This window comes from Mesorhizobium sp. B1-1-7 (genome assembly GCF_006442705.1).
In the GTDB taxonomy this organism is placed as follows: domain Bacteria; phylum Pseudomonadota; class Alphaproteobacteria; order Rhizobiales; family Rhizobiaceae; genus Mesorhizobium; species Mesorhizobium opportunistum.
On the sequence record NZ_VFWQ01000009.1, the window covers coordinates 123985 to 143159 of the forward strand.

General features: G+C 64.6%; 16 protein-coding genes. 14 read left to right on the top strand and 2 right to left on the bottom strand.

Annotated features, from left to right (window positions below; translation table 11 throughout):
- The first annotated feature begins 142 nt into the window (after positions 1-142).
- A complete protein-coding gene (locus FJ978_RS16930; protein WP_181176893.1) occupies positions 143-2647 on the top strand; it encodes a DNA translocase FtsK in 2505 nt (834 codons plus the stop codon).
- Between the two features lie 69 nt (positions 2648-2716).
- Here the strand turns inward: FJ978_RS16930 and fsa are convergent, their stop codons facing one another.
- On the bottom strand, positions 2717-3373 hold the full coding sequence (gene fsa, locus FJ978_RS16935) for a fructose-6-phosphate aldolase (protein WP_023766039.1): 657 nt from the start codon (positions 3371-3373) through the stop codon (positions 2717-2719).
- Between the two features lie 90 nt (positions 3374-3463).
- On the opposite strand from fsa, the gene FJ978_RS16940 reads away from it, so the two are divergent.
- From FJ978_RS16940 to FJ978_RS16975, 8 genes are all read left to right on the top strand, one after another.
- Positions 3464-5647 (top strand): primosomal protein N', encoded by a 2184-nt coding sequence (locus FJ978_RS16940; RefSeq protein ID WP_140573023.1) that lies wholly within the window; start codon positions 3464-3466, stop codon positions 5645-5647.
- 49 nt (positions 5648-5696) lie between these two features.
- Positions 5697-6392: an aspartate/glutamate racemase family protein gene (locus tag FJ978_RS16945; RefSeq protein WP_140573024.1), complete on the top strand. Its 696-nt coding sequence runs from the start codon at positions 5697-5699 to the stop codon at positions 6390-6392.
- A 96-nt stretch (positions 6393-6488) separates the two neighbouring features.
- Positions 6489-6884, top strand: coding sequence for a DUF4345 family protein (locus FJ978_RS16950; protein ID WP_140573025.1), 396 nt, complete (start codon positions 6489-6491; stop codon positions 6882-6884).
- 246 nt (positions 6885-7130) lie between these two features.
- Complete coding sequence (locus tag FJ978_RS16955; RefSeq protein ID WP_013892429.1) at positions 7131-7691, top strand: F0F1 ATP synthase subunit delta; 561 nt, start codon at positions 7131-7133, stop codon at positions 7689-7691.
- Entirely contained in the window at positions 7691-9220 is a 1530-nt protein-coding gene (gene atpA, locus FJ978_RS16960) for a F0F1 ATP synthase subunit alpha (protein ID WP_013892430.1), read from the top strand. Before FJ978_RS16955 ends, atpA begins: the two co-directional genes overlap by 1 nt.
- A 32-nt stretch (positions 9221-9252) precedes the next feature.
- Positions 9253-10137 carry a F0F1 ATP synthase subunit gamma gene (locus tag FJ978_RS16965; RefSeq protein ID WP_013892431.1) on the top strand — a complete coding sequence of 295 codons (885 nt, stop codon included), beginning with the start codon at positions 9253-9255 and terminating at the stop codon, positions 10135-10137.
- Between the two features lie 70 nt (positions 10138-10207).
- Complete coding sequence (gene atpD, locus FJ978_RS16970) at positions 10208-11782, top strand: F0F1 ATP synthase subunit beta (protein ID WP_013892432.1); 1575 nt, start codon at positions 10208-10210, stop codon at positions 11780-11782.
- Between the two features lie 104 nt (positions 11783-11886).
- Entirely contained in the window at positions 11887-12294 is a 408-nt protein-coding gene (locus tag FJ978_RS16975) for a F0F1 ATP synthase subunit epsilon (RefSeq protein WP_013892433.1), read from the top strand.
- A 60-nt stretch (positions 12295-12354) separates the two neighbouring features.
- Here FJ978_RS16975 and FJ978_RS16980 read toward each other — a convergent pair whose 3' ends face one another.
- Positions 12355-13875 carry a mannitol dehydrogenase family protein gene (locus FJ978_RS16980; RefSeq protein ID WP_013892434.1) on the bottom strand — a complete coding sequence of 507 codons (1521 nt, stop codon included), beginning with the start codon at positions 13873-13875 and terminating at the stop codon, positions 12355-12357.
- A gap of 146 nt (positions 13876-14021) precedes the next feature.
- On the opposite strand from FJ978_RS16980, the gene uxaC reads away from it, so the two are divergent.
- The 5 genes from uxaC (at position 14022) to FJ978_RS17005 (ending at position 19155) form a co-directional block, all read left to right on the top strand.
- Entirely contained in the window at positions 14022-15431 is a 1410-nt protein-coding gene (gene uxaC / locus FJ978_RS16985; RefSeq protein WP_041164543.1) for a glucuronate isomerase, read from the top strand.
- A 32-nt stretch (positions 15432-15463) separates the two neighbouring features.
- Positions 15464-16441, top strand: coding sequence for a TRAP transporter substrate-binding protein (locus tag FJ978_RS16990; RefSeq protein WP_013892436.1), 978 nt, complete (start codon positions 15464-15466; stop codon positions 16439-16441).
- Positions 16441-17028 (top strand): TRAP transporter small permease, encoded by a 588-nt coding sequence (locus tag FJ978_RS16995; protein ID WP_013892437.1) that lies wholly within the window; start codon positions 16441-16443, stop codon positions 17026-17028. Before FJ978_RS16990 ends, FJ978_RS16995 begins: the two co-directional genes overlap by 1 nt.
- Entirely contained in the window at positions 17029-18309 is a 1281-nt protein-coding gene (locus FJ978_RS17000) for a TRAP transporter large permease (protein ID WP_013892438.1), read from the top strand.
- A gap of 75 nt (positions 18310-18384) precedes the next feature.
- On the top strand, positions 18385-19155 hold the full coding sequence (locus FJ978_RS17005; protein WP_013892439.1) for a FadR/GntR family transcriptional regulator: 771 nt from the start codon (positions 18385-18387) through the stop codon (positions 19153-19155).
- Positions 19156-19175: the final 20 nt, after the last annotated feature.

Genomic DNA, 19175 nt, shown 5'->3' on the forward strand with positions numbered 1-19175 from the left:
AAGCAACTGTTAACCACTCGCTCCCTATTGCTCAGCAGACGTTTCAGAGTGAGTCTTGAGCATGGAATCCAGGCGTTTTCTCCGGGTCAATTCATTGAAGGCAGCTTCGCCCGATGACCCCAGGGTAAAGCGTTTCAACACCATGAGCGACAAGGCGGACGGCCAGCAGCCCGGCGCGGCCGGAGCCGGCAATTCCGGTGATTTCGTCGATCTTGGCGGCAACGAAAGCCCAGCCTGGCAAGACTATTTCTTCCTGGCGCCCAATGTGCGGTTTACCCGCACGCCGGACTACGAAGCCAAGACGCGCCATCCGCAGCGCGACCAGATTGCCGCCGAGCAAAGCGAACCGCCGGTCCCACCGGCGCAGCAAGCAAGCGCACGGCCCGCCGCGGCCCCGCCATCCCATGCAGCCACGTCTTCACCATTGCTGAAGAACCGGAACCCCGTCTTGGACGCCGTCCGTTCGACTGCCGGCAACAGGGGCGCGGTGCTGCAGAGGCCGGCGGATTCGGCCCCGACATCTGCTATGCCAAGGCATGCTGGCGAACCGGCACGGACCGTTGCGCCTGCGGGGTCAAGGATGGTCGCAACATCACGCGCATCCGCGCCGACCCAGGGGACGGCGGCGCCGGTCAAAACCACTGGCCGCGAAAGAGTGCGTTGGCCCTATCTGTCGGATCACGCCTTTTTCGAGGTCATGGCGCCCTACATGGTCGAGGCTCCGTCGCCGGTGCCGCAAGCCGTCCCGGCGCCGCGCCCAGCCGGGCCGGTCGTCGCCAAACCGGCCGAGAGCCACGCTGCGCCCACGGCGGATCCCACCTCGCTGTTCCGCGTCATCGAATGCCTTCCGGGCCTGCAAGCTCCGCCCGCCTCGCCGGACGTCCGTCCGGCCAATTCGAACCAGGCCGAGGTCCAGCCGGTGGCGAGCAGCGCGCCGCGACAGGCCCGGACTGCGGCTGCAACTTCCGCCGTCGCGCGCAATGCCGTTCCGGTCCAGGTCGCGCAAAGCTTGGAGGAGACCGTGCAGGCTCCGGCCGGGCGCGCCTCTTCGCCGCTGCCCAAGGTCGGCAAGATCGTGCCGTCCACGACCGGCGAGGCATACGAGCTTCCCTCCGAGGAGCTGCTCCAGCAGCCGCCGGAAGGGCAGGGCTTCTACATGTCGCAGGAGCGGCTCGAGCAGAATGCCGACCTCCTGGAAAGCGTGCTGGAGGATTTCGGCGTGCGCGGCGAGATCATCCACGTTCGCCCTGGTCCGGTCGTGACACTCTATGAGTTCGAGCCGGCGCCGGGCGTCAAATCGTCTCGCGTCATCGGCCTCGCCGACGATATCGCCCGTTCCATGTCGGCGATTTCGGCGCGCGTCGCCGTGGTGCCCGGCCGCAACGTCATCGGCATCGAGCTTCCGAACGAGACCCGCGAGACCGTCTATTTCCGCGAGCTGATCGAATCGCAGGGTTTCCGCAAGACCAGCTGCAAGCTGGCGCTGTGCCTCGGCAAGACGATAGGCGGCGAGCCCGTCATCGCCGAATTGGCGAAGATGCCGCATCTGCTCGTTGCCGGCACCACCGGCTCCGGCAAGTCGGTTGCCATCAACACCATGATCCTGTCGCTGCTCTACCGGCTGAAGCCGGAAGAATGCCGGCTGATCATGGTCGATCCCAAGATGCTCGAACTCTCCGTTTATGACGGCATCCCGCATCTTCTGACCCCCGTCGTCACGGACCCCAAGAAGGCCGTCACTGCGCTCAAATGGGCGGTGCGCGAGATGGAGGACCGCTATCGCAAGATGGCGCGGCTCGGCGTGCGCAACATCGACGGCTATAATGAACGTGCCGCCCAGGCCCGCGACAAGGGTGAGGCGGTCGTCATGACCGTCCAGGCCGGCTTCGAAAAGGGCACCGGCGAGCCGCTCTTCGAGCAGCAGGAAATCGACCTCGCGCCGATGCCCTATATCGTCGTCATCGTCGACGAGATGGCCGACCTGATGATGGTCGCCGGCAAGGAGATCGAAGGCGCGATCCAGCGCCTGGCACAGATGGCGCGCGCGGCCGGCATCCATCTGATCATGGCGACGCAACGCCCCTCGGTCGATGTCATCACCGGCACGATCAAGGCCAACTTCCCGACCCGGATTTCCTTCCAGGTCACGTCCAAGATCGACAGCCGCACCATCCTGGGCGAGCAGGGCGCCGAGCAGCTGCTTGGCCAGGGCGACATGCTGCACATGATGGGCGGCGGGCGCATTTCGCGCGTGCACGGCCCCTTTGTCTCCGACGCGGAGGTCGAGCATGTCGTGGCGCATCTGAAGGCGCAGGGCCGCCCCGAATATCTGGAAACCGTGACGGCCGACGAGGATGAAGAGGAAGACGAAGGCGACCAGGGAGCCGTCTTCGACAAGGGATCCGTTGCGGCCGAGGACGGCGATTCCAGTTATGACGAGGCGGTCAAGGTGGTGTTGCGCGACAAGAAATGTTCGACGTCCTACATCCAGCGCCGCCTCGGCATCGGCTACAACCGCGCCGCCTCACTGGTCGAGCGCATGGAGAAGGAAGGGCTGGTCGGCGCACCCAACCATGTCGGAAAGCGCGAGATCATGACGGGCCGGCGCCCGCCGGTTGCCACGCCCGACGACGACGGCGCTGATTGACCGGCAGGCCCACGAAGGTCAATAAAAAAGGCCGGTTGCCCGGCCTTTTGGTATCGGATATCGGATCGCTCAGCCGATCTTCTGGCCGGTCTTGGCCCAGTCGGCGAGGAAGGCGGCGAGGCCTTTGTCGGTCAGCGGATGGTTGACCAGCGCCTTCAGCGTGGCCGGCGGCGCGGTGACGACATCGGCCCCGATCAGGGCCGCCTGCTTGACGTGGTTCACCGTGCGCACCGAAGCGGTCAGGATCTCGGTCTGGAAATCGTAATTGTCGTAGATCTGACGGATCTCCTGGATCACCTCCATGCCGTCCGAGCCGGTGTCGTCGATGCGGCCGACGAAGGGCGAGATGAAGGAAGCGCCGGCCTTGGCGGCGAGCAGCGCTTGGTTCGCCGAGAAGCACAGCGTGACATTGACCATGCGGTTCATTTCGGTGCGGATCGTCTTGCAGGCCTTCAGCCCATCGAGCGTCAACGGCACCTTGATGGTGACATTCGGCGCGATTTTGGCCAGCACCTCGGCCTCGGCCATCATGTTCTTGTACTCGGTGGCCACGACTTCGGCCGAAACCGGGCCTTCGACGATGTCGCAGATCTGCTTGGTGACCTCGGAGATCTTGCCGCCCGATTTCAGGATCAGCGAGGGATTGGTGGTGACGCCGTCGAGCAGCCCCAGATCGATCAGCTCACGGATTTCCTTGATGTCGGCGGTGTCGGCAAAAAATTTCATGGCGGTCTCCTGAAGATTTCGGCGTGCTTGGGAAGGCACGTTCAGCGTTGCCCTTTGATCTAGACCAAAGTCGGGGCAAGGTCACGCCTCATGATCGAAGATTCGCCCTTTGTCGCAGCCGCACCGGTGCTGGTGCCGATGCCTGCAGAACGCCCCTACACCTATGCCGTGCCCGCAGGCATGCGCGTCGTGCCGGGCTCGATCGTGCGCGTGCCGCTCGGGCCGCGCCAGGTCGCCGGCATCGTCTGGGATGGCGTGGTCGAGAATATCGACGCGAAAAAGCTGCGTCCCATCGAACAGGTCTTCGACTGCCCGCCGATCGACCGTTCGATGCGCCGCTTCGTCGACTGGGTGGCGCAGTACACGCTGTCGGCGCCGGGCATGGTGGCGCGCATGCTGCTCCGGGCGCCGGAAGCCTTCGATCCGGAACCGTGGATCGAGGGGCTGCAGCGCACGCTTCTGGTCCCCGACCGGATGACGAGCGCCAGGGAGCGGGTGCTGGAGGTGGCCGAAGGCGGCCTTGCCTGGACGCGCTCCGGCCTCGCCCATGCCGCCGGCGTGTCGTCGACGGTGATCGAGGGGCTGAAGGCGCAAGGCGTGTTCGAGACGGTGATGATCCCACCGCGGCCGGTGGTGGCCGCGCCTGATTCCCTGTATGCCGTACCGGAGCTGATGCCGGACCAGAATGACGCGGCATCGATGCTGCGCGCCAATGTCGCGGCAGGCACCTTCAATGTCGCGCTGCTCGACGGCGTCACCGGGTCGGGCAAGACGGAGGTTTATTTCGAGGCGGTGGCGGCCGCCCTCGACCAGGGCAAGCAGGTGCTGATCCTGCTGCCGGAAATCGCGCTGACCCACGCTTTCCTCGAACGCTTCCAGCTGCGCTTCGGCGCCAAGCCGGGCGAATGGCATTCGGACCTGCCGCCCAGGATGCGCGAAAAAGTCTGGCGGCAAGCGGCTGAGGGCACTGTGCGCGTCGTCGCCGGCGCGCGCTCGGCGCTGTTCCTGCCGTTCAAGGAGCTCGGCCTGATTGTCGTCGATGAGGAGCACGACCCCGCCTACAAGCAGGAAGACCGCGTTTTCTATAACGCCCGCGACATGGCGGTGGTGCGCGGCCACATCGGGGGTTTCCCGGTGGTGCTGGCGTCCGCGACGCCATCGGTCGAGAGCCGGGTCAATGCGAGCCAAGGCAAATACAACAGAGCCATTCTCTCGGCTCGTTTCGCCGAGGCGGCGCTGCCGCAGCTGAAGTCGATCGACATGCGGCGCGCGCCGCCGGCGCGTGGCGGCTTCCTGTCGCCGGTGCTGCTCGACCATATGCGCCAGACGCTGGAGAGGAAGGAACAATCGCTCTTGTTCCTCAACCGGCGCGGCTATGCGCCGCTGACGCTGTGCCGGGTCTGCGGCCATCGCTTCGGCTGCCCGGTCTGCTCGGCCTGGCTGGTCGAGCATCGCTTTCGCGGCCAGTTGGTCTGCCATCATTGCGGTCACAATGAGCGCCGCCCGGAAGCCTGCCCGGAATGCGGCACGCTCGATCACCTGGTCGCCTGCGGGCCGGGCGTCGAGCGCATCGCCGAGGAGGTGGTCGCGCATTTCCCCGACGCGCGCACCATTGTTTTGTCATCGGACCTGATGGGCGGCGTGCGGCGTCTGCGGCTGGAACTGGAGGCGATCGCCGATGGCGAGGCCGACATCGTCATCGGCACGCAGCTTGTCGCCAAGGGCCACAATTTTCCCAATATGACGCTGGTCGGTGTCGTCGACGCCGATCTCGGCCTTGCCAATGGCGATCCGCGTGCCGCCGAGCGCACCTTCCAGCTGCTCAGCCAGGTGACCGGCCGCGCCGGCCGCACCGGCAAGAAGAGCCTTGGCCTGTTGCAGACCTTTCAGCCCGACCATCCGGTGATGCGGGCGATCGTTTCCGGCGACGCCGAGGCGTTTTACGAGCGCGAGATCGCCGAGCGTGAGCGCGCGGCGCTGCCGCCCTTCGGCCGGCTCGCCGGCGTCATCGTCAGCGCAGTGACGCGGGCGGAGGCCGAGGGCCATGCACGCGGCCTGCGCCGCGCCGCGCCCGAGTCCTCCGATCTGTTTGTGCTCGGGCCAGCCGAGGCGCCGCTGTCCCTGCTTGGTGGCCGCCACCGTTTCCGCCTGCTGATCCAGGGCGAGCGGCGTGCCGACATGCAAGGTTTTATCAGGGCTATGCTAGCCAACGGGCCGAAGCAGCGCGGCTCGGTTCGGGTGCAGGTCGATATCGACCCGCAGAGTTTTTTGTAAGGTCGTGCTTTCAGCGATAGGCTGTCCCCAGCGAAAAATGGAAGATCACATGAAAACCCTTGGCCTGCTCGGCGGCATGAGCTGGGAATCGACCGCCATCTACTATCGCTTGCTCAACGAGATCGTGCGCGAGCGTCTTGGCGGGCTGCATTCGGCGAAACTGCTGCTGTGGTCGTTCGACTTCGCCGAGATCGCCGAGCGCCAGCATCACGGCGACTGGGAGAGCGCCGGCGTGCTTCTCGTCGAGGCGGCGCGCAAGCTTGAGGCAGGCGGCGCTGAAGGGCTGCTCCTGTGCACCAACACCATGCATAAGCTGGCCGACCAGGTGCAGGCCTCGGTGTCTATCCCATTGATCCACATCGCCGACGCCACGGCGGCGGCGATCAAGCGCGCGGGGATGCAGCGTCCGGCGCTGCTGGCGACGCGCTTCACGATGGAGCAGGATTTCTACAAAGGCCGGCTCGCCGACAAATACGGCTTGTCGCCCGTGGTGCCCGATGCGGCGGGGCGCGATATGGTGCATCGCGTCATCTATGACGAGCTTTGCCAGGGCATCGTCACCGATGCCTCTAAGACTGCCTATGTCGCCGAGGCCGAACGCCTGCGCCGTGAAGAGGCCGCTGACAGCATCATCATGGGCTGCACCGAGATCACCATGCTGATCGGGCAGAGCGATTTCGACATTCCGGTGTTCGACACGACGCGCATCCACGCCGAGGCGGCGGTCGAGTTCGCGCTCGATTGATGCGCTTTTTCTAAAGTTCAGGGAGCCATCTGGCGTGGCGTTTTTCCTCCGCTAGAATGCCCCACGATTTCAAAACAGGCATTTCGAGGGGACAAGATGGATTTTGCGCTTCCATGGCCGACGAGCCAGGGCGAATGGCTGGCCTGGTCGAGCGCCGTCGTCACCGTGCTGCTCGGCCTTCTGTTTTTCCTGGCGCCGGGCGTGGCCTTCCGTGTCCTGCGCCTGCAAGTCAAACCGGAGAAGGCAGCGGCGATCGCCGAGGGACGCGGCAGGATGTCGGGCTTCTATCTCGGCGTCGGCCTGTGCTGCATCCTGCTGGCGCAGCCGCTGGTTTACATGGCGCTCGGCTTCTCCTGGCTGTTCACCGCCTTCGGCCGCCTGCTGTCGATGATGTCGGATGGCGCCAACACGCCTTTCAATTGGGTTTCCATTGTGGTGGAATTGGCCTTGGCGGTATTGCCGCTCGCCTTTGCCTTCGGCTTTGTGCCCTGAATCCTTAGCTATTCCGGGGCGCGGGACGGGACTCTTTCGCCAGATGCGACAATAGTGCCTGAAAACCATGCGGAACGACGCATTGCGGTCTTAAAATGCCTGTGCTAGACGGCAATCGACTTTCGGCCGGGGATAGCGGAAGCCGCGCCTCCGTGCTTGAAAAAATGCAGTAAGGTCAAAGATTTAGCCAGAGTTTTTGCTCGCGCCAACAATCTGCGGCCTGTCAGACAAGAGAAAAGACGGTCCGTGGCTCAATCGTCATCGCCAATCTCAGGTGTCGCAGAACGCTACGCGGGTTCGCTGTTCGAACTCGCGCTGCAGGCAAATTCCGTGGCCAAGGTCGAAGCCGACCTCAACAGTTTCGAGGCGATGCTCGCGGGCAGCGCCGACCTGACCCGGCTGATCAACAGCCCGGTGTTCTCCAGCGAGGACCAGGCCAAGGCCATCGCGGCGATCGCCGACAAGGCCGGGATTACCGGCCTCACCGGCAATTTCCTGCGCGTCGTGGCCCGCAACCGGCGCCTGTTCGCCGTGCCCGGCATGATCAGGGCATTCCGCCAGATCGCCGCCGAACATCGTGGCGAGACCGCTGCCGAAGTGACGTCGGCTCATGAGCTGACCGCGGCGCAGCAGACCGAACTCAAGGCGACGCTGAAGAGCGTTGCCGGCAAGGATGTGGCCATTTCCGTCACCGTCGATCCGTCGCTGCTCGGCGGGCTGGTGGTCAAGATGGGCTCGCGCCAGATCGACACGTCGCTCAAAACCAAACTCAATTCGCTCAAGCTTGCACTGAAAGAGGTCGGCTGATGGACATCCGCGCCGCGGAAATTTCCGCAATTCTGAAAGACCAGATCAAGAATTTCGGCAAGGAGGCCGAGGTCTCCGAAGTTGGACAGGTGCTGTCCGTCGGTGACGGTATCGCCCGCGTCTATGGCCTCGACAATGTCCAGGCCGGCGAAATGGTCGAATTCCCCGGCGGCATCCGCGGCATGGCGCTCAACCTCGAAGCCGACAATGTCGGCGTCGTCATCTTCGGCGCCGACCGCGACATCAAGGAAGGCGACACCGTCAAGCGCACCGGCGCCATCGTCGACGTTCCGGTCGGTCCTGGCCTGCTCGGCCGCGTCGTCGACGCGCTCGGCAACCCGATCGACGGCAAGGGTCCGATCAAGGCGGTCGAACGCAAGCGCGTCGACGTCAAGGCGCCCGGCATCATCCCGCGCAAGTCGGTGCATGAGCCGATGTCGACCGGCCTCAAGGCTATCGATGCGCTGATCCCGGTCGGCCGCGGCCAGCGCGAGCTGGTCATCGGCGATCGTCAGACCGGCAAGACCGCCATCATCCTCGACACGATGCTCAACCAGAAGTCGGTGCACGACAACGGTCCCGAGAAGGAAAAGCTCTACTGCGTCTACGTCGCCGTCGGCCAGAAGCGCTCGACCGTCGCGCAGTTCGTCAAGGTGCTGGAAGAGCGCGGCGCGCTCGAATACTCGATCATCGTCGCCGCCACCGCGTCCGATCCGGCACCGATGCAGTTCCTGGCGCCGTTCGCCGGCTGCACCATGGGCGAATATTTCCGCGACAACGGCATGCATGCGCTGATCAGCTACGACGATCTGTCGAAGCAGGCCGTCGCCTATCGCCAGATGTCGCTGCTCTTGCGCCGCCCGCCGGGCCGCGAAGCCTATCCGGGCGACGTCTTCTACCTGCACTCGCGCCTGCTCGAGCGCGCCGCGAAGCTCAACGACGATCTGGGCAATGGCTCGCTGACCGCCCTGCCGGTCATCGAAACGCAGGCCAACGACGTGTCGGCCTACATCCCGACCAATGTGATCTCGATCACCGACGGCCAGATCTTCCTCGAAACCAACCTGTTCTTCCAGGGCATCCGCCCGGCCGTCAATGTCGGCCTGTCGGTGTCGCGCGTCGGTTCGTCGGCGCAGATCAAGGCGATGAAGCAGGTTGCCGGCTCGATCAAGGGCGAGCTCGCGCAGTACCGCGAAATGGCGGCCTTCGCGCAGTTCGGTTCCGATCTCGACGCCGCCACGCAGCGCCTGCTCAACCGCGGATCGCGCCTGACCGAACTCCTGAAGCAGCCGCAGTTCTCGCCGCTGAAGACGGAAGAGCAGGTCGCGGTGATCTTCGCCGGCGTCAACGGCTATCTCGACAAGCTGCCGGTCAACCAGGTCGGCAAGTTCGAGCACGGCCTGCTCAGCCACATGCGTGCGGCGGGCAAGGACGTTCTCGACGCCATCCGCAAGGAAAAGGCGCTGTCGGACGATCTGCGCGCCAAGCTGAAGGCCGAGATCGACGCTTTCGCCAAGACCTTCGCTTGAGCGAAGCGACAAGACGGGATCAGGTTTGAAGCATGCCTTCATTAAAAGACCTTCGTAACCGTATCGCCTCGGTCAAGGCGACGCAGAAGATCACCAAGGCGATGCAGATGGTCGCCGCGGCGAAGCTGCGCCGTGCGCAAGAGGCCGCGGAAGCGGCGCGCCCCTATTCGGAGCGCATGGGTTCCGTGCTGGCCAACATCACCCAGGCGATCGGCGGCGGCGGCGATGCTCCGGCGCTGATGACCGGTACCGGCAAGGACGACGTGCACCTGCTCGTCGTCTGCACCGCGGAGCGCGGCCTGTGCGGCGGCTTCAACTCGCAGATCGCCCGTCATGCCCGCGACCACATCCGCAGGCTTTTGGCCGACGGCAAGCAGGTCAAGATCATCTGCGTCGGCAAGAAGGGCTTCGATATCCTGCGCCGCGACTATGCCTCGATGATCCTCGAGCGCATCGATCTGCGCGAGGTCAAGACGCTCGGCTTCGTCAATGCCGACGCGATCGCCAAGAAGGTCATCCACCTCTTCGACGAGGGCGGCTTCGATATCTGCACGCTGTTCTATTCGCAGTTCAAGTCGGTGATCAGCCAGATCCCGACCGCGCAGCAGATCATCCCGGCAGGCGTCGCTTCGGCTCCGGCCGAGGCAAATGATGGCGGCAATGCCGTCTATGAATATGAGCCGGAGCCGGGCGAAATCCTTTCCGACCTCATCCCGCGCAACATTTCGGTGCAGGTTTTCCGGGCGCTGCTCGAAAACGCGGCCGGCGAGATGGGCGCCAAGATGAGCGCCATGGACAATGCGACGCGCAACGCCGGCGACATGATCAACAAGCTGTCGATCACCTACAACCGTCAGCGGCAGGCGCAGATCACCAAGGAACTGATCGAAATCATTTCGGGCGCCGAGGCGCTCTAGGCGCGGTCCGGGGCCATTTGGCCCGCGAGCGGACCGCGTGAGAAACAAAGGACGAAAAAGGGTAAAGACGATGGCGAAAGCAGCGACCCCCCAGAAGGCAACACCCAAGACGGCAGCCGCGAAGGCCGCAGCCCCCGCGAAGGCTGCAAAGGCTCCGGCGGCAGCCGCGAAGGCGGCTCCGGCCAAGGCCGCTTCGGCCAAGACACCGGCTGTGGCGAGCAAGGCAACCGGCGTTGTCGGCCAGGTCCGCCAGGTCATCGGCGCTGTCGTCGACGTTCAGTTCGGCGAACATTTGCCGGCGATCCTGAACGCGCTCGAGACCACCAATGTCGGCAACCGCCTGGTGCTCGAAGTTGCCCAGCATCTCGGTGAAAACACCGTGCGCTGCATCGCCATGGACTCCACCGAAGGCCTGGTGCGTGGCCAGGAAGTGCGCGACACCGGCGCGCCGATCACCGTTCCGGTCGGCCCGGGCATGCTCGGCCGCATCATCAACGTCATCGGCGAGCCGGTCGACGAAGCGGGCCCGGTCGACGCGATCGAGATGCGCTCCATCCACCAGCCGGCTCCGACCTATGTCGAGCAGTCGACGGAAGCCCAGATCCTGATCACCGGCATCAAGGTGCTCGACCTCCTGGCGCCCTACGCCAAGGGCGGCAAGATCGGCCTGTTCGGCGGCGCCGGCGTCGGCAAGACCGTGCTGATCCAGGAACTGATCAACAACATCGCCAAGGCGCATGGCGGCTATTCGGTGTTCGCCGGCGTCGGCGAGCGCACCCGCGAGGGCAACGATCTCTATCACGAGTTCATCGAATCCGGCGTCAACAAGAAGGGCGGCGGCGAAGGCTCCAAGGCGGCCCTCGTCTATGGCCAGATGAACGAGCCGCCGGGCGCGCGCGCCCGCGTCGGCCTGACCGGCCTGACGGTCGCCGAATATTTCCGCGACCAGGGCCAGGACGTGCTGTTCTTCGTCGACAACATCTTCCGCTTCACGCAGGCGGGTTCGGAAGTGTCGGCTCTGCTCGGCCGCATTCCGTCGGCGGTGGGCTATCAGCCGACGCTCGCCACCGACATGGGCGCGCTGCAGGAACGCATCACCACCACCACCAAGGGCTCGATCACCTCGGTGCAGGCCATCTACGTGCCCGCCGACGACTTGACCGATCCGGCGCCGGCGACCTCGTTCGCCCACCTTGACGCGACGACGACGCTGAACCGCGCCATCGCCGAGAAGGGCATCTACCCGGCGGTCGATCCGCTGGATTCGACCTCGCGCATGCTCGACCCGATGGTTGTCGGCGAAGAGCACTACGGTGTCGCCCGCCAGGTGCAGTCGATCCTCCAGCGCTACAAGTCGCTGCAGGACATCATCGCCATCCTGGGCATGGACGAGTTGTCGGAAGAGGACAAGCAGACGGTGGCCCGCGCCCGCAAGATCGAGCGCTTCCTGTCGCAGCCGTTCTTCGTCGCCGAAGTGTTCACCGGCGCGCCGGGCAAGCTGGTCGACCTCGCCGACACCATCAAAGGCTTCAAGGGCCTTTGCAACGGCGACTACGATCACCTTCCGGAAGCCGCCTTCTACATGGTCGGCGGCATCGAGGAAGCGGTCGAGAAGGCACAGCGCCTCGCGGCTGAAGCGGCGTAAGAAGAAGCGAATAGCGAATAGGGAGTAGCGAATAGGGATTGATGGGTTGAGCGGGTCTTCTTTCCCTACTCGCTATTCACTATTCCCTACTCGCTAAATGGATCATGGCTGAAGCTTTCAAGTTCGAACTGGTTTCTCCGGAGCGCCTTCTGGTTTCCGCCGAGGTCGAATCGGTCGTCATTCCGGGCGCCGAAGGCGAGATGACCGTGATGGCGCATCACGCGCCGGTCATGACCACGATCCAGCCCGGTGTCGTCACGGTGAAGAATGCGTCTGGCAGCGAAGAGCGCTATGTCGTGTTCGGCGGCTTTGCCGACATCGTTCCGGCCGGCTGCACGCTGCTGGCGGAATCGGCCGTCGCGGTGAAGGATGTCGATCGTGCCGATCTCGCGCGCCGCATCCAGGAAGCCAAGGAAGACGCCGCTGACGCCAAGGACGACCAGGCGCGCAGCAAGGCCGAACAGTTTCTCAGCCAGCTCACCACGCTGGAAGGCGCCATCCTGCCGGCCTGAAATCCGCACCAAACTGATTGACTGACTGACTGACTGAAAAGCGGGCGTTGCCCGCTTTTTCTATATTCCCAAGGCAGCGAAGGCCAGGGTCGGACCATCCCGTCGCAGGTGGACGAGATGCACGGCCACGAGTCCGATCAGCGTCTGGCGCTCGGCGTGATCCTTAGCGAAGCCAGCCAAGTCGAACACCGCCGTCACGGTTTCATTCGCCGGCAGTTGCTCGCTCAAAAGGGCCGTCAGCGGTCCGTCGAGCGGATCGGTGAAATGGCCCTCCGGTAAGGTCTTACCCCGCGCCGCGCAGGCGGCGATCCAGGCAGCCACCACAAGCGTGAGATGCACAAATTCAGTGCCGGCTTCCATGCACTCCACGGCCGAAGCAACAATACGCTGCGGTAGTTTCTGGCTGCCGTCATTGGCGATCTGCGCGGTGCGGTGGGCGAGCGCGGTGTTTGAAAAACGCTCGGCGAGCTCCGCGGTATAGGTCTTGGTGTCGAGCCCGGCATCCTCGGGGAGGGTCGGAATGGCTTCGGCCCATAGCGCGTCGACGAATTGCCGGATCGCCGGATCGGCAAAGGCGCGGTCGACGGTGGCATGGCCGCTGAGCAGGCCGAGATAGGCGATGCCCGAATGCGCGCCGTTGAGCAGCCTGAGCTTCATGTCCTCGTACGGGGCGACATCCCCGACCATGGTGACGCCGAACTTTTCCCAGGCCGGGCGTCCCGCCGAAAAATTGTCTTCGATCACCCATTGGCGGAAGGGCTCGGTCATGACCGGCCAGGCGTCCTCGACGCCAAGCTCGACGGCGATCCGCGCCCGGTCGGCGTCGGTGGTCGCCGGCACGATGCGGTCGACCATGCTGGAGGGAAACGCGACCTCGTCGGCGATATGGCCGGCGAGTCTGGTGTCGTTGCTCGCGCCCAGGCTGGCATCGCGCAATTCCGCGAATTCGATCAGCAGGCGATGCAGTGTTGCGCCATTGGCCGGCAGGTTGTCGCAGCACAGCACGGTGAAAGGCGGTGTGCCAGCGGCACGCCGCCGGGCGAGCGCCTCGGTCAGAAAACCATGCGCAGTCCTGGGTCCTTGCGGATTTGCCAGATCGTGGACGATGTCAGGATGGGCGGCGTCCAGTCCGCCGCCCGCTGCCCTCAGATACGCCTTTTCCGTGATGGTCAGCGTGACGATCCGGGTGCGCGGATCGGACAGCGCGGCCAGCACCGCACCGGGGTCTTCCGGCGCCACCAGCATCGAGCCGATCGAGCCGATGACGCGGAGCTCCTCCTCGCCGCTGCTGCGGATCGCCAGCGTGAAGAGCCCGTCCTGTGGCGCCAGCGCATCGCGCGTGTCGGGGCTGCGCAAGGAAACGCCGATGATACCCCAGTCCGTCTCGCCCGCCGTCAGGCAGTCGTGGACATAGGCTGCCTGATGGGCGCGATGGAAAGCGCCGACACCGAGATGCACGATGCCCGGGGTGATGCGGCCCCGGTCGTAGGAAGGTGTCGCGACCGAAGCCGGCAGCGCTTGTAGCGTTGTGGCGGAGAGGCGTTTGGTCGTCGTGGCGCGGCTGGTCTGGTCGGATGGCATGGATGGCCTCGGCATGGGGTCGGCGAGCGACGTAACACCCGATCTCTTGCCACACAATGGCTGCAAAAGTCATCATACAACAATCCAATTTTTGTATGTTGACATTACTTCCTGCCGATCCTACCGATAGCGCCTTCGGGAGGATCATCGTGGCACTGACCAATGCGGATTTGCTGTTTCCAGCCGAGGCGCATCCGCGCTCGATCGCCCGCGATCTCTATGCCGGGATCAAGGACCTGCCGCTGGTCAGCCCGCACGGCCACACCGATCCGCGCTGGTATGCGCTGAACGAGCCGTTCCCCGACCCGGCGCAACTGCTCATCGTGCCCGACCACTACATTTTCCGCATGCTGTTCAGCCAGGGCGTGCGGCTGGAGGATCTGGGCGTGCCGACCCTCGACGGCGCTCCGGTGGAGACCGACGGCAGGACGATCTGGCGCCGCTTTGCCGAGCACTATCATCTGTTTCGCGGCACGCCGACCCGGCTGTGGTTCGACCATGTGCTGGCGGATCTGTTCGGTATCGAAGAGCCATTGAGTGCCGAGACGGCCGACCGCCACTACGACACGATCGCGACTGTGCTGCAGTGGGAGAATCTTCGCCCGCGCGCTTTGTTCGAGCGCTTCAACATCGAGGTCATCGCGACGACCGAAGGCGCGCTCGACGATCTCAAATGGCACCAGATGATCCGCGACAGCGGCTGGGAAGGCCGTGTCGTCACCGCCTACCGGCCGGATGCGGTCGTCGATCCCGATTTCGAGGGGTTCTCCGCCAATCTCGACCGGCTCGGCGAAATCACCGGCTGCGATACCGGCACGTGGGCCGGCTATCTCGACGCGCATCGCCAGCGGCGTGCCTTCTTCAAAAGCTTTGGCGCGACCTCGTCCGATCATGGCCATCCGACGGCCGATACCGCCAATCTTTCCGACGCCGCGGCGCAGGAGCTGTTCAGCCGCGTCCGCCGCGGCTCCGACGACGAGCGCGAGCGAAAACTGTTCCGTGCCCAAATGCTGACCGAGATGGCCAAGATGAGCCGGGACGACGGGCTGGTGATGCAGATCCATCCCGGCTCCTGGCGCAACCATTCGCCCGATATCTTTCGGAAGTTCGGGCGCGACAAGGGCTTCGATATCCCGACCCGGACCGACTATGTGACGTCGCTGAAGCCGCTGCTCGACTGCGTCGGGCTTGCGCGCGATCTCACTGTCATCCTCTTCACGCTCGACGAGACCAGCTACGCGCGTGAACTGGCGCCGCTGGCCGGCGTCTATCCGGCGCTGAAGCTCGGGCCGGCCTGGTGGTTCCACGACAGCCCGGAAGGCATGCGCCGCTTCCGCGAGATGACGACGGAGACAGCCGGCTTCTACAACACCGTCGGCTTCAACGACGACACCCGTGCCTTTCCATCTATACCCGCCCGCCACGATTTGGCGCGTCGGGTCGACTGCGCGTTCCTGGCGCGCCTCGTCGCCGAGCACCGGCTGCGCGAGGACGAGGCGCATGAGCTGGCCAAGGAGCTTGCCTACACGCTTGCCAAGAAGGCGTACCGGCTCTGAGCCGGGCGCCTTGATTTTAAAGGGAGGAAGTCATGTTGCATTTTTCGAAATTAACAGCGGTCACATTCGCCTTCGGCTCGCTGCTGATCGGCATCGCCAACGCCGAAACCGTGCTGCGCTCGGCCGACACGCACCCCGATGGCTATCCGACCGTCGAGGCGGTGAAATACATGGGCGAGCTGATCAAGCAGCGCACCGACGGCCGCTATTCGGTCGAGGTCTATCATTCGGCGCAGCTCGGCGAGGAGAAGGACACGATCGAGCAGACGCAGACCGGCGTCATCGACCTCAACCGCGTCTCGATGGGACCGTTCAACGGCATCGTGCCGGAGACGGCGGTGCCGTCGCTGCCTTACATCTTCCGTTCGGTCGACCACATGCGCCATGTCATGGACGGGCCGATCGGCGACGAGATCCTCAAGGCATTCGAGGCGCATGACCTCGTCGGCCTGGCCTTCTACGATTCCGGCGCGCGTTCCTTCTACAACACCAAGAAGGACATCGCCTCGATGGCCGACATGAAGGGCATGAAGTTCCGCGTCATCCAGTCGGACGTGTTCGTCGACATGGTCAATGCGCTGGGCGCCAACGCCACGCCGATGGCTTATGGCGAGGTCTATTCGGCCTTGCAGACAGGCGTCATCGACGGCGCCGAGAACAACTGGCCGAGCTTCGAATCGGCCAAGCACTACGAGGTCGCCAAGCACTATACGATGGACCAGCACCAGATCGTCCCGGAAGTGCTTGTCATGGCCAAGGCAAGCTGGGACAAGCTATCGCCGGAAGACCAGGCGATCGTGCGCCAGGCGGCCAAGGACAGCGTCGTCAAGATGCGCGAACTGTGGGACGCGCAGGAAAAGAAGTCGCGTGACATCGTCGAAGCCGCCGGCGTCAAGGTCAGCGAGATCGACAAGCAGCCGCTGATCGACGCGATGAAGCCGGTCTATGACAAGTATCTGTCAACGCCGGCGCTGAAGGACCTCGCCGCCCGCATCCAGGCGACGAAATAATGGAAGCCGGCGAACCGGGCGCGGCGCGGACTTCCGCGCCGCCGTCGAGCGAGGGTGGCTTGAAGGCGTTCTGGCTGGGCACCGAACGGCTGTTGGCACAGCTGTCGAGGCTCGCACTGTGGGTCAGCGGCGCCGGACTGACCTTGATGACGGTGATCATCTTCTGGCAGGTCTTCTCGCGTTATGTCCTGAACAGTTCGCCAAGCTGGACCGAATCCTCAGCCGTGCTGTTGATGGGCTGGTTCATCTTCCTCGGCGCCGCCGTCGGCGTTCGCGAGCGCACGCATCTGGGTTTTGACGTGCTGCTCTATTTCCTGCCGCCTTCGGCCAAGGCGGTGCTGCGCAGCATTTCGGACGTCGTCGTGCTCGCCTTCGGCTTCGGCATGATCGTCTATGGTGTCCAGCTCGCCAGGCTGACCTGGAACACGGTGATGCCGTCGCTCGATCTCCCGGGCGGCGTCGGCTTCCTGCCGGTCGTCCTGGGCGGCGCGCTGGTTTGCCTGTTCTCCCTGGAGCGGCTGGCCGGGCGCTTTGCCGGTCTGCCCGTCGATGCCGACCAATACGCCACGGGCGAGGAGGATCTCTAGATGGCCCTGACGGTCCTGTTCGGCACCTTCGTCTTCCTGCTCGTCATCGGCACGCCGATCGCGTTCTGCCTCGGTGTCGCCAGCTTCGCCACCGTGCTGGTGCTGGGCCTGCCGCCGCTGGTGGTGTTCCAGCGCCTCAACTCCGGTGTCAGCGTGTTTTCGCTGATGGCGATCCCGTTCTTCATCTTCGCCGGCGACCTGATGGTGCGTGGCGGCATCGCCGCCAGGCTCGTGGCGCTGGCCGGTTCGCTGGTCGGTCATTTGCGCGGCGGCCTGGGCCAGGTCAACATCGCGGCGTCGACCATGTTCGGCGGCATTTCCGGCTCGGCGGTGGCCGATGCATCGGCGGTCGGCGGGCTGATGATCCCGCAGATGAAGGCGCGCGGCTACGGCATCGACTATGCCGTCAACATCACCTCGGTCGGCGCCATCATCGCGCTGCTGATTCCGCCCTCGCACAACATGATCATCTATTCGATTTCGGCCGGGGGCCGGATCTCGATCGCCGACCTGTTCACGGCAGGCGTCATACCTGGCCTGCTGCTGGCATTGTCGCTGATGGTCACCGCCTATTGGGTCGCGAGCCGCCGCGGCTACCCGACCGAGCCGTTCGCCGGCTTCGGCCGAGCCCTGCAGTTGCTCGTGACCGCCATCCCCGGCCTCGTCCTGATCGGCATCATCTTCGGCGGCGTGCGCTCCGGCATCTTCACCGCCACGGAAAGTTCCTGCATCGCCATCGTCTACGCCTTCCTGGTGACGCTGATCATCTACCGTTCGATGAGCTGGAACGACTTCGTCGCCGCCACCAGCGCCGCGGTGCGCACCACGGCGATGGTGCTGATGATCATAGGCTGCGCCGCGGCCTTCGGCTGGCTGCTCGCCTATCTCAGGGTGCCGGCGGCGCTGGTCGCCTTCCTCCAGTCGGTGTCCGACAACAAGCTGGTCATCCTGCTGCTGATCAATGTGGTGCTGCTCATCCTCGGCACGTTCATGGACATGTCGCCGCTGATCATCATCACGACGCCGATCTTCCTGCCGGTGGTCATGGCCTATGGCGTCGACCCCGTGCATTTCGGCGTCATCCTGATCCTCAATCTCGGCATTGGCCTGTGCACGCCACCGGTCGGCGCGGTGCTGTTCGTCAGTTGCGCCATCGGGCGTATCCCGATCTGGACGGCGATGCGCTCGATCTGGCCCTTCTACGGGGCAGCCTTCGCCGTGTTGATGCTGGTCACCTACATTCCGGAAATCTCATTGTGGCTGCCCAGCCTTTTCCACTAGGGGCCTTTTCCACTAGGGGGCCTTTTCACTAAGGGGGCCTTTTCCACCACCGGGTCCGTTCCATTAGGAGGTCACGTGTCCGATACCGTCGCCGACCTCAGGGTCGAAAGAAAACCAAAACTGTCGGAGACCGTCATCGCGGCGATCCGCAGGCAGTTGCAGGCGGGGGAAATCCTGCCCGGCCACAAATTGCCGACCGAAGGGCAGCTGACCGAGACCTTCGGCGTCAGCCGCACGGTCATCCGCGAGGCCCTGGCCAAGCTTGCCGCCGACGGCCTTGTCGAGCCGCGCCAGGGCGCCGGCGTCTTCGTCACCGAGCACATCTCGACGATGTTCGGGGCGCTGGCCGCCGACATGGGAGCCAAGGATTCGATCGCTCTCAACGTGCTCGAAGTGCGCCTGGCGATCGAGATCGAATCGGCCGGGCTCGCCGCCATCCGCCGCAACGCCGCGCAGGAGGCGGCGATCCAGGAGGCCTTCTTCGAGTTCGAGCGGCTGCTGCTCGCCAGCGAGCCGACCGGGCCCGCCGACCTTGCCTTCCACCGCGCCATCGCCAGCGCCACCAACAATCCGTTCTATGTCGAGATGCTCGACGTGCTCGGCCGGCGTGCCATTCCGTGCGACGTGACCTCGCCCTGGTCGACCGAACTGGCGCAGTCCGACTCTTACCAACGCGGGCTGCAGCGTGAGCATCTGGTTATCCTGAACGCGATCACCTCAGGCGACGCCGAAGCCGCGCGCGAGGCGATGCGCAAGCACCTCACCGCCAGCCAGCAGCGCTACCGCGAGCGCCTGCACGCCAGGCAGGCTTTTTATGCCGATACGGTCAGGGCCGCCGGCGAATAACCCCATTGCAAGCCAGGACA

What these genes read in the sequence shown, in the direction of transcription:
- FJ978_RS16930 (WP_181176893.1), top strand. Translation starts at nt 143, where the DNA reads ATGAGCGACAAGGCGGACGGCCAGCAGCCCGGCGCGGCCGGAGCCGGC.
- fsa (WP_023766039.1), bottom strand. Translation starts at nt 3,373, where the DNA reads ATGAAATTTTTTGCCGACACCGCCGACATCAAGGAAATCCGTGAGCTG.
- FJ978_RS16940 (WP_140573023.1), top strand. Translation starts at nt 3,464, where the DNA reads ATGATCGAAGATTCGCCCTTTGTCGCAGCCGCACCGGTGCTGGTGCCG.
- FJ978_RS16945 (WP_140573024.1), top strand. Translation starts at nt 5,697, where the DNA reads ATGAAAACCCTTGGCCTGCTCGGCGGCATGAGCTGGGAATCGACCGCC.
- FJ978_RS16950 (WP_140573025.1), top strand. Translation starts at nt 6,489, where the DNA reads ATGGATTTTGCGCTTCCATGGCCGACGAGCCAGGGCGAATGGCTGGCC.
- atpA (WP_013892430.1), top strand. Translation starts at nt 7,691, where the DNA reads ATGGACATCCGCGCCGCGGAAATTTCCGCAATTCTGAAAGACCAGATC.
- FJ978_RS16965 (WP_013892431.1), top strand. Translation starts at nt 9,253, where the DNA reads ATGCCTTCATTAAAAGACCTTCGTAACCGTATCGCCTCGGTCAAGGCG.
- atpD (WP_013892432.1), top strand. Translation starts at nt 10,208, where the DNA reads ATGGCGAAAGCAGCGACCCCCCAGAAGGCAACACCCAAGACGGCAGCC.
- FJ978_RS16975 (WP_013892433.1), top strand. Translation starts at nt 11,887, where the DNA reads ATGGCTGAAGCTTTCAAGTTCGAACTGGTTTCTCCGGAGCGCCTTCTG.
- FJ978_RS16980 (WP_013892434.1), bottom strand. Translation starts at nt 13,875, where the DNA reads ATGCCATCCGACCAGACCAGCCGCGCCACGACGACCAAACGCCTCTCC.
- FJ978_RS16990 (WP_013892436.1), top strand. Translation starts at nt 15,464, where the DNA reads ATGTTGCATTTTTCGAAATTAACAGCGGTCACATTCGCCTTCGGCTCG.
- FJ978_RS16995 (WP_013892437.1), top strand. Translation starts at nt 16,441, where the DNA reads ATGGAAGCCGGCGAACCGGGCGCGGCGCGGACTTCCGCGCCGCCGTCG.
- FJ978_RS17000 (WP_013892438.1), top strand. Translation starts at nt 17,029, where the DNA reads ATGGCCCTGACGGTCCTGTTCGGCACCTTCGTCTTCCTGCTCGTCATC.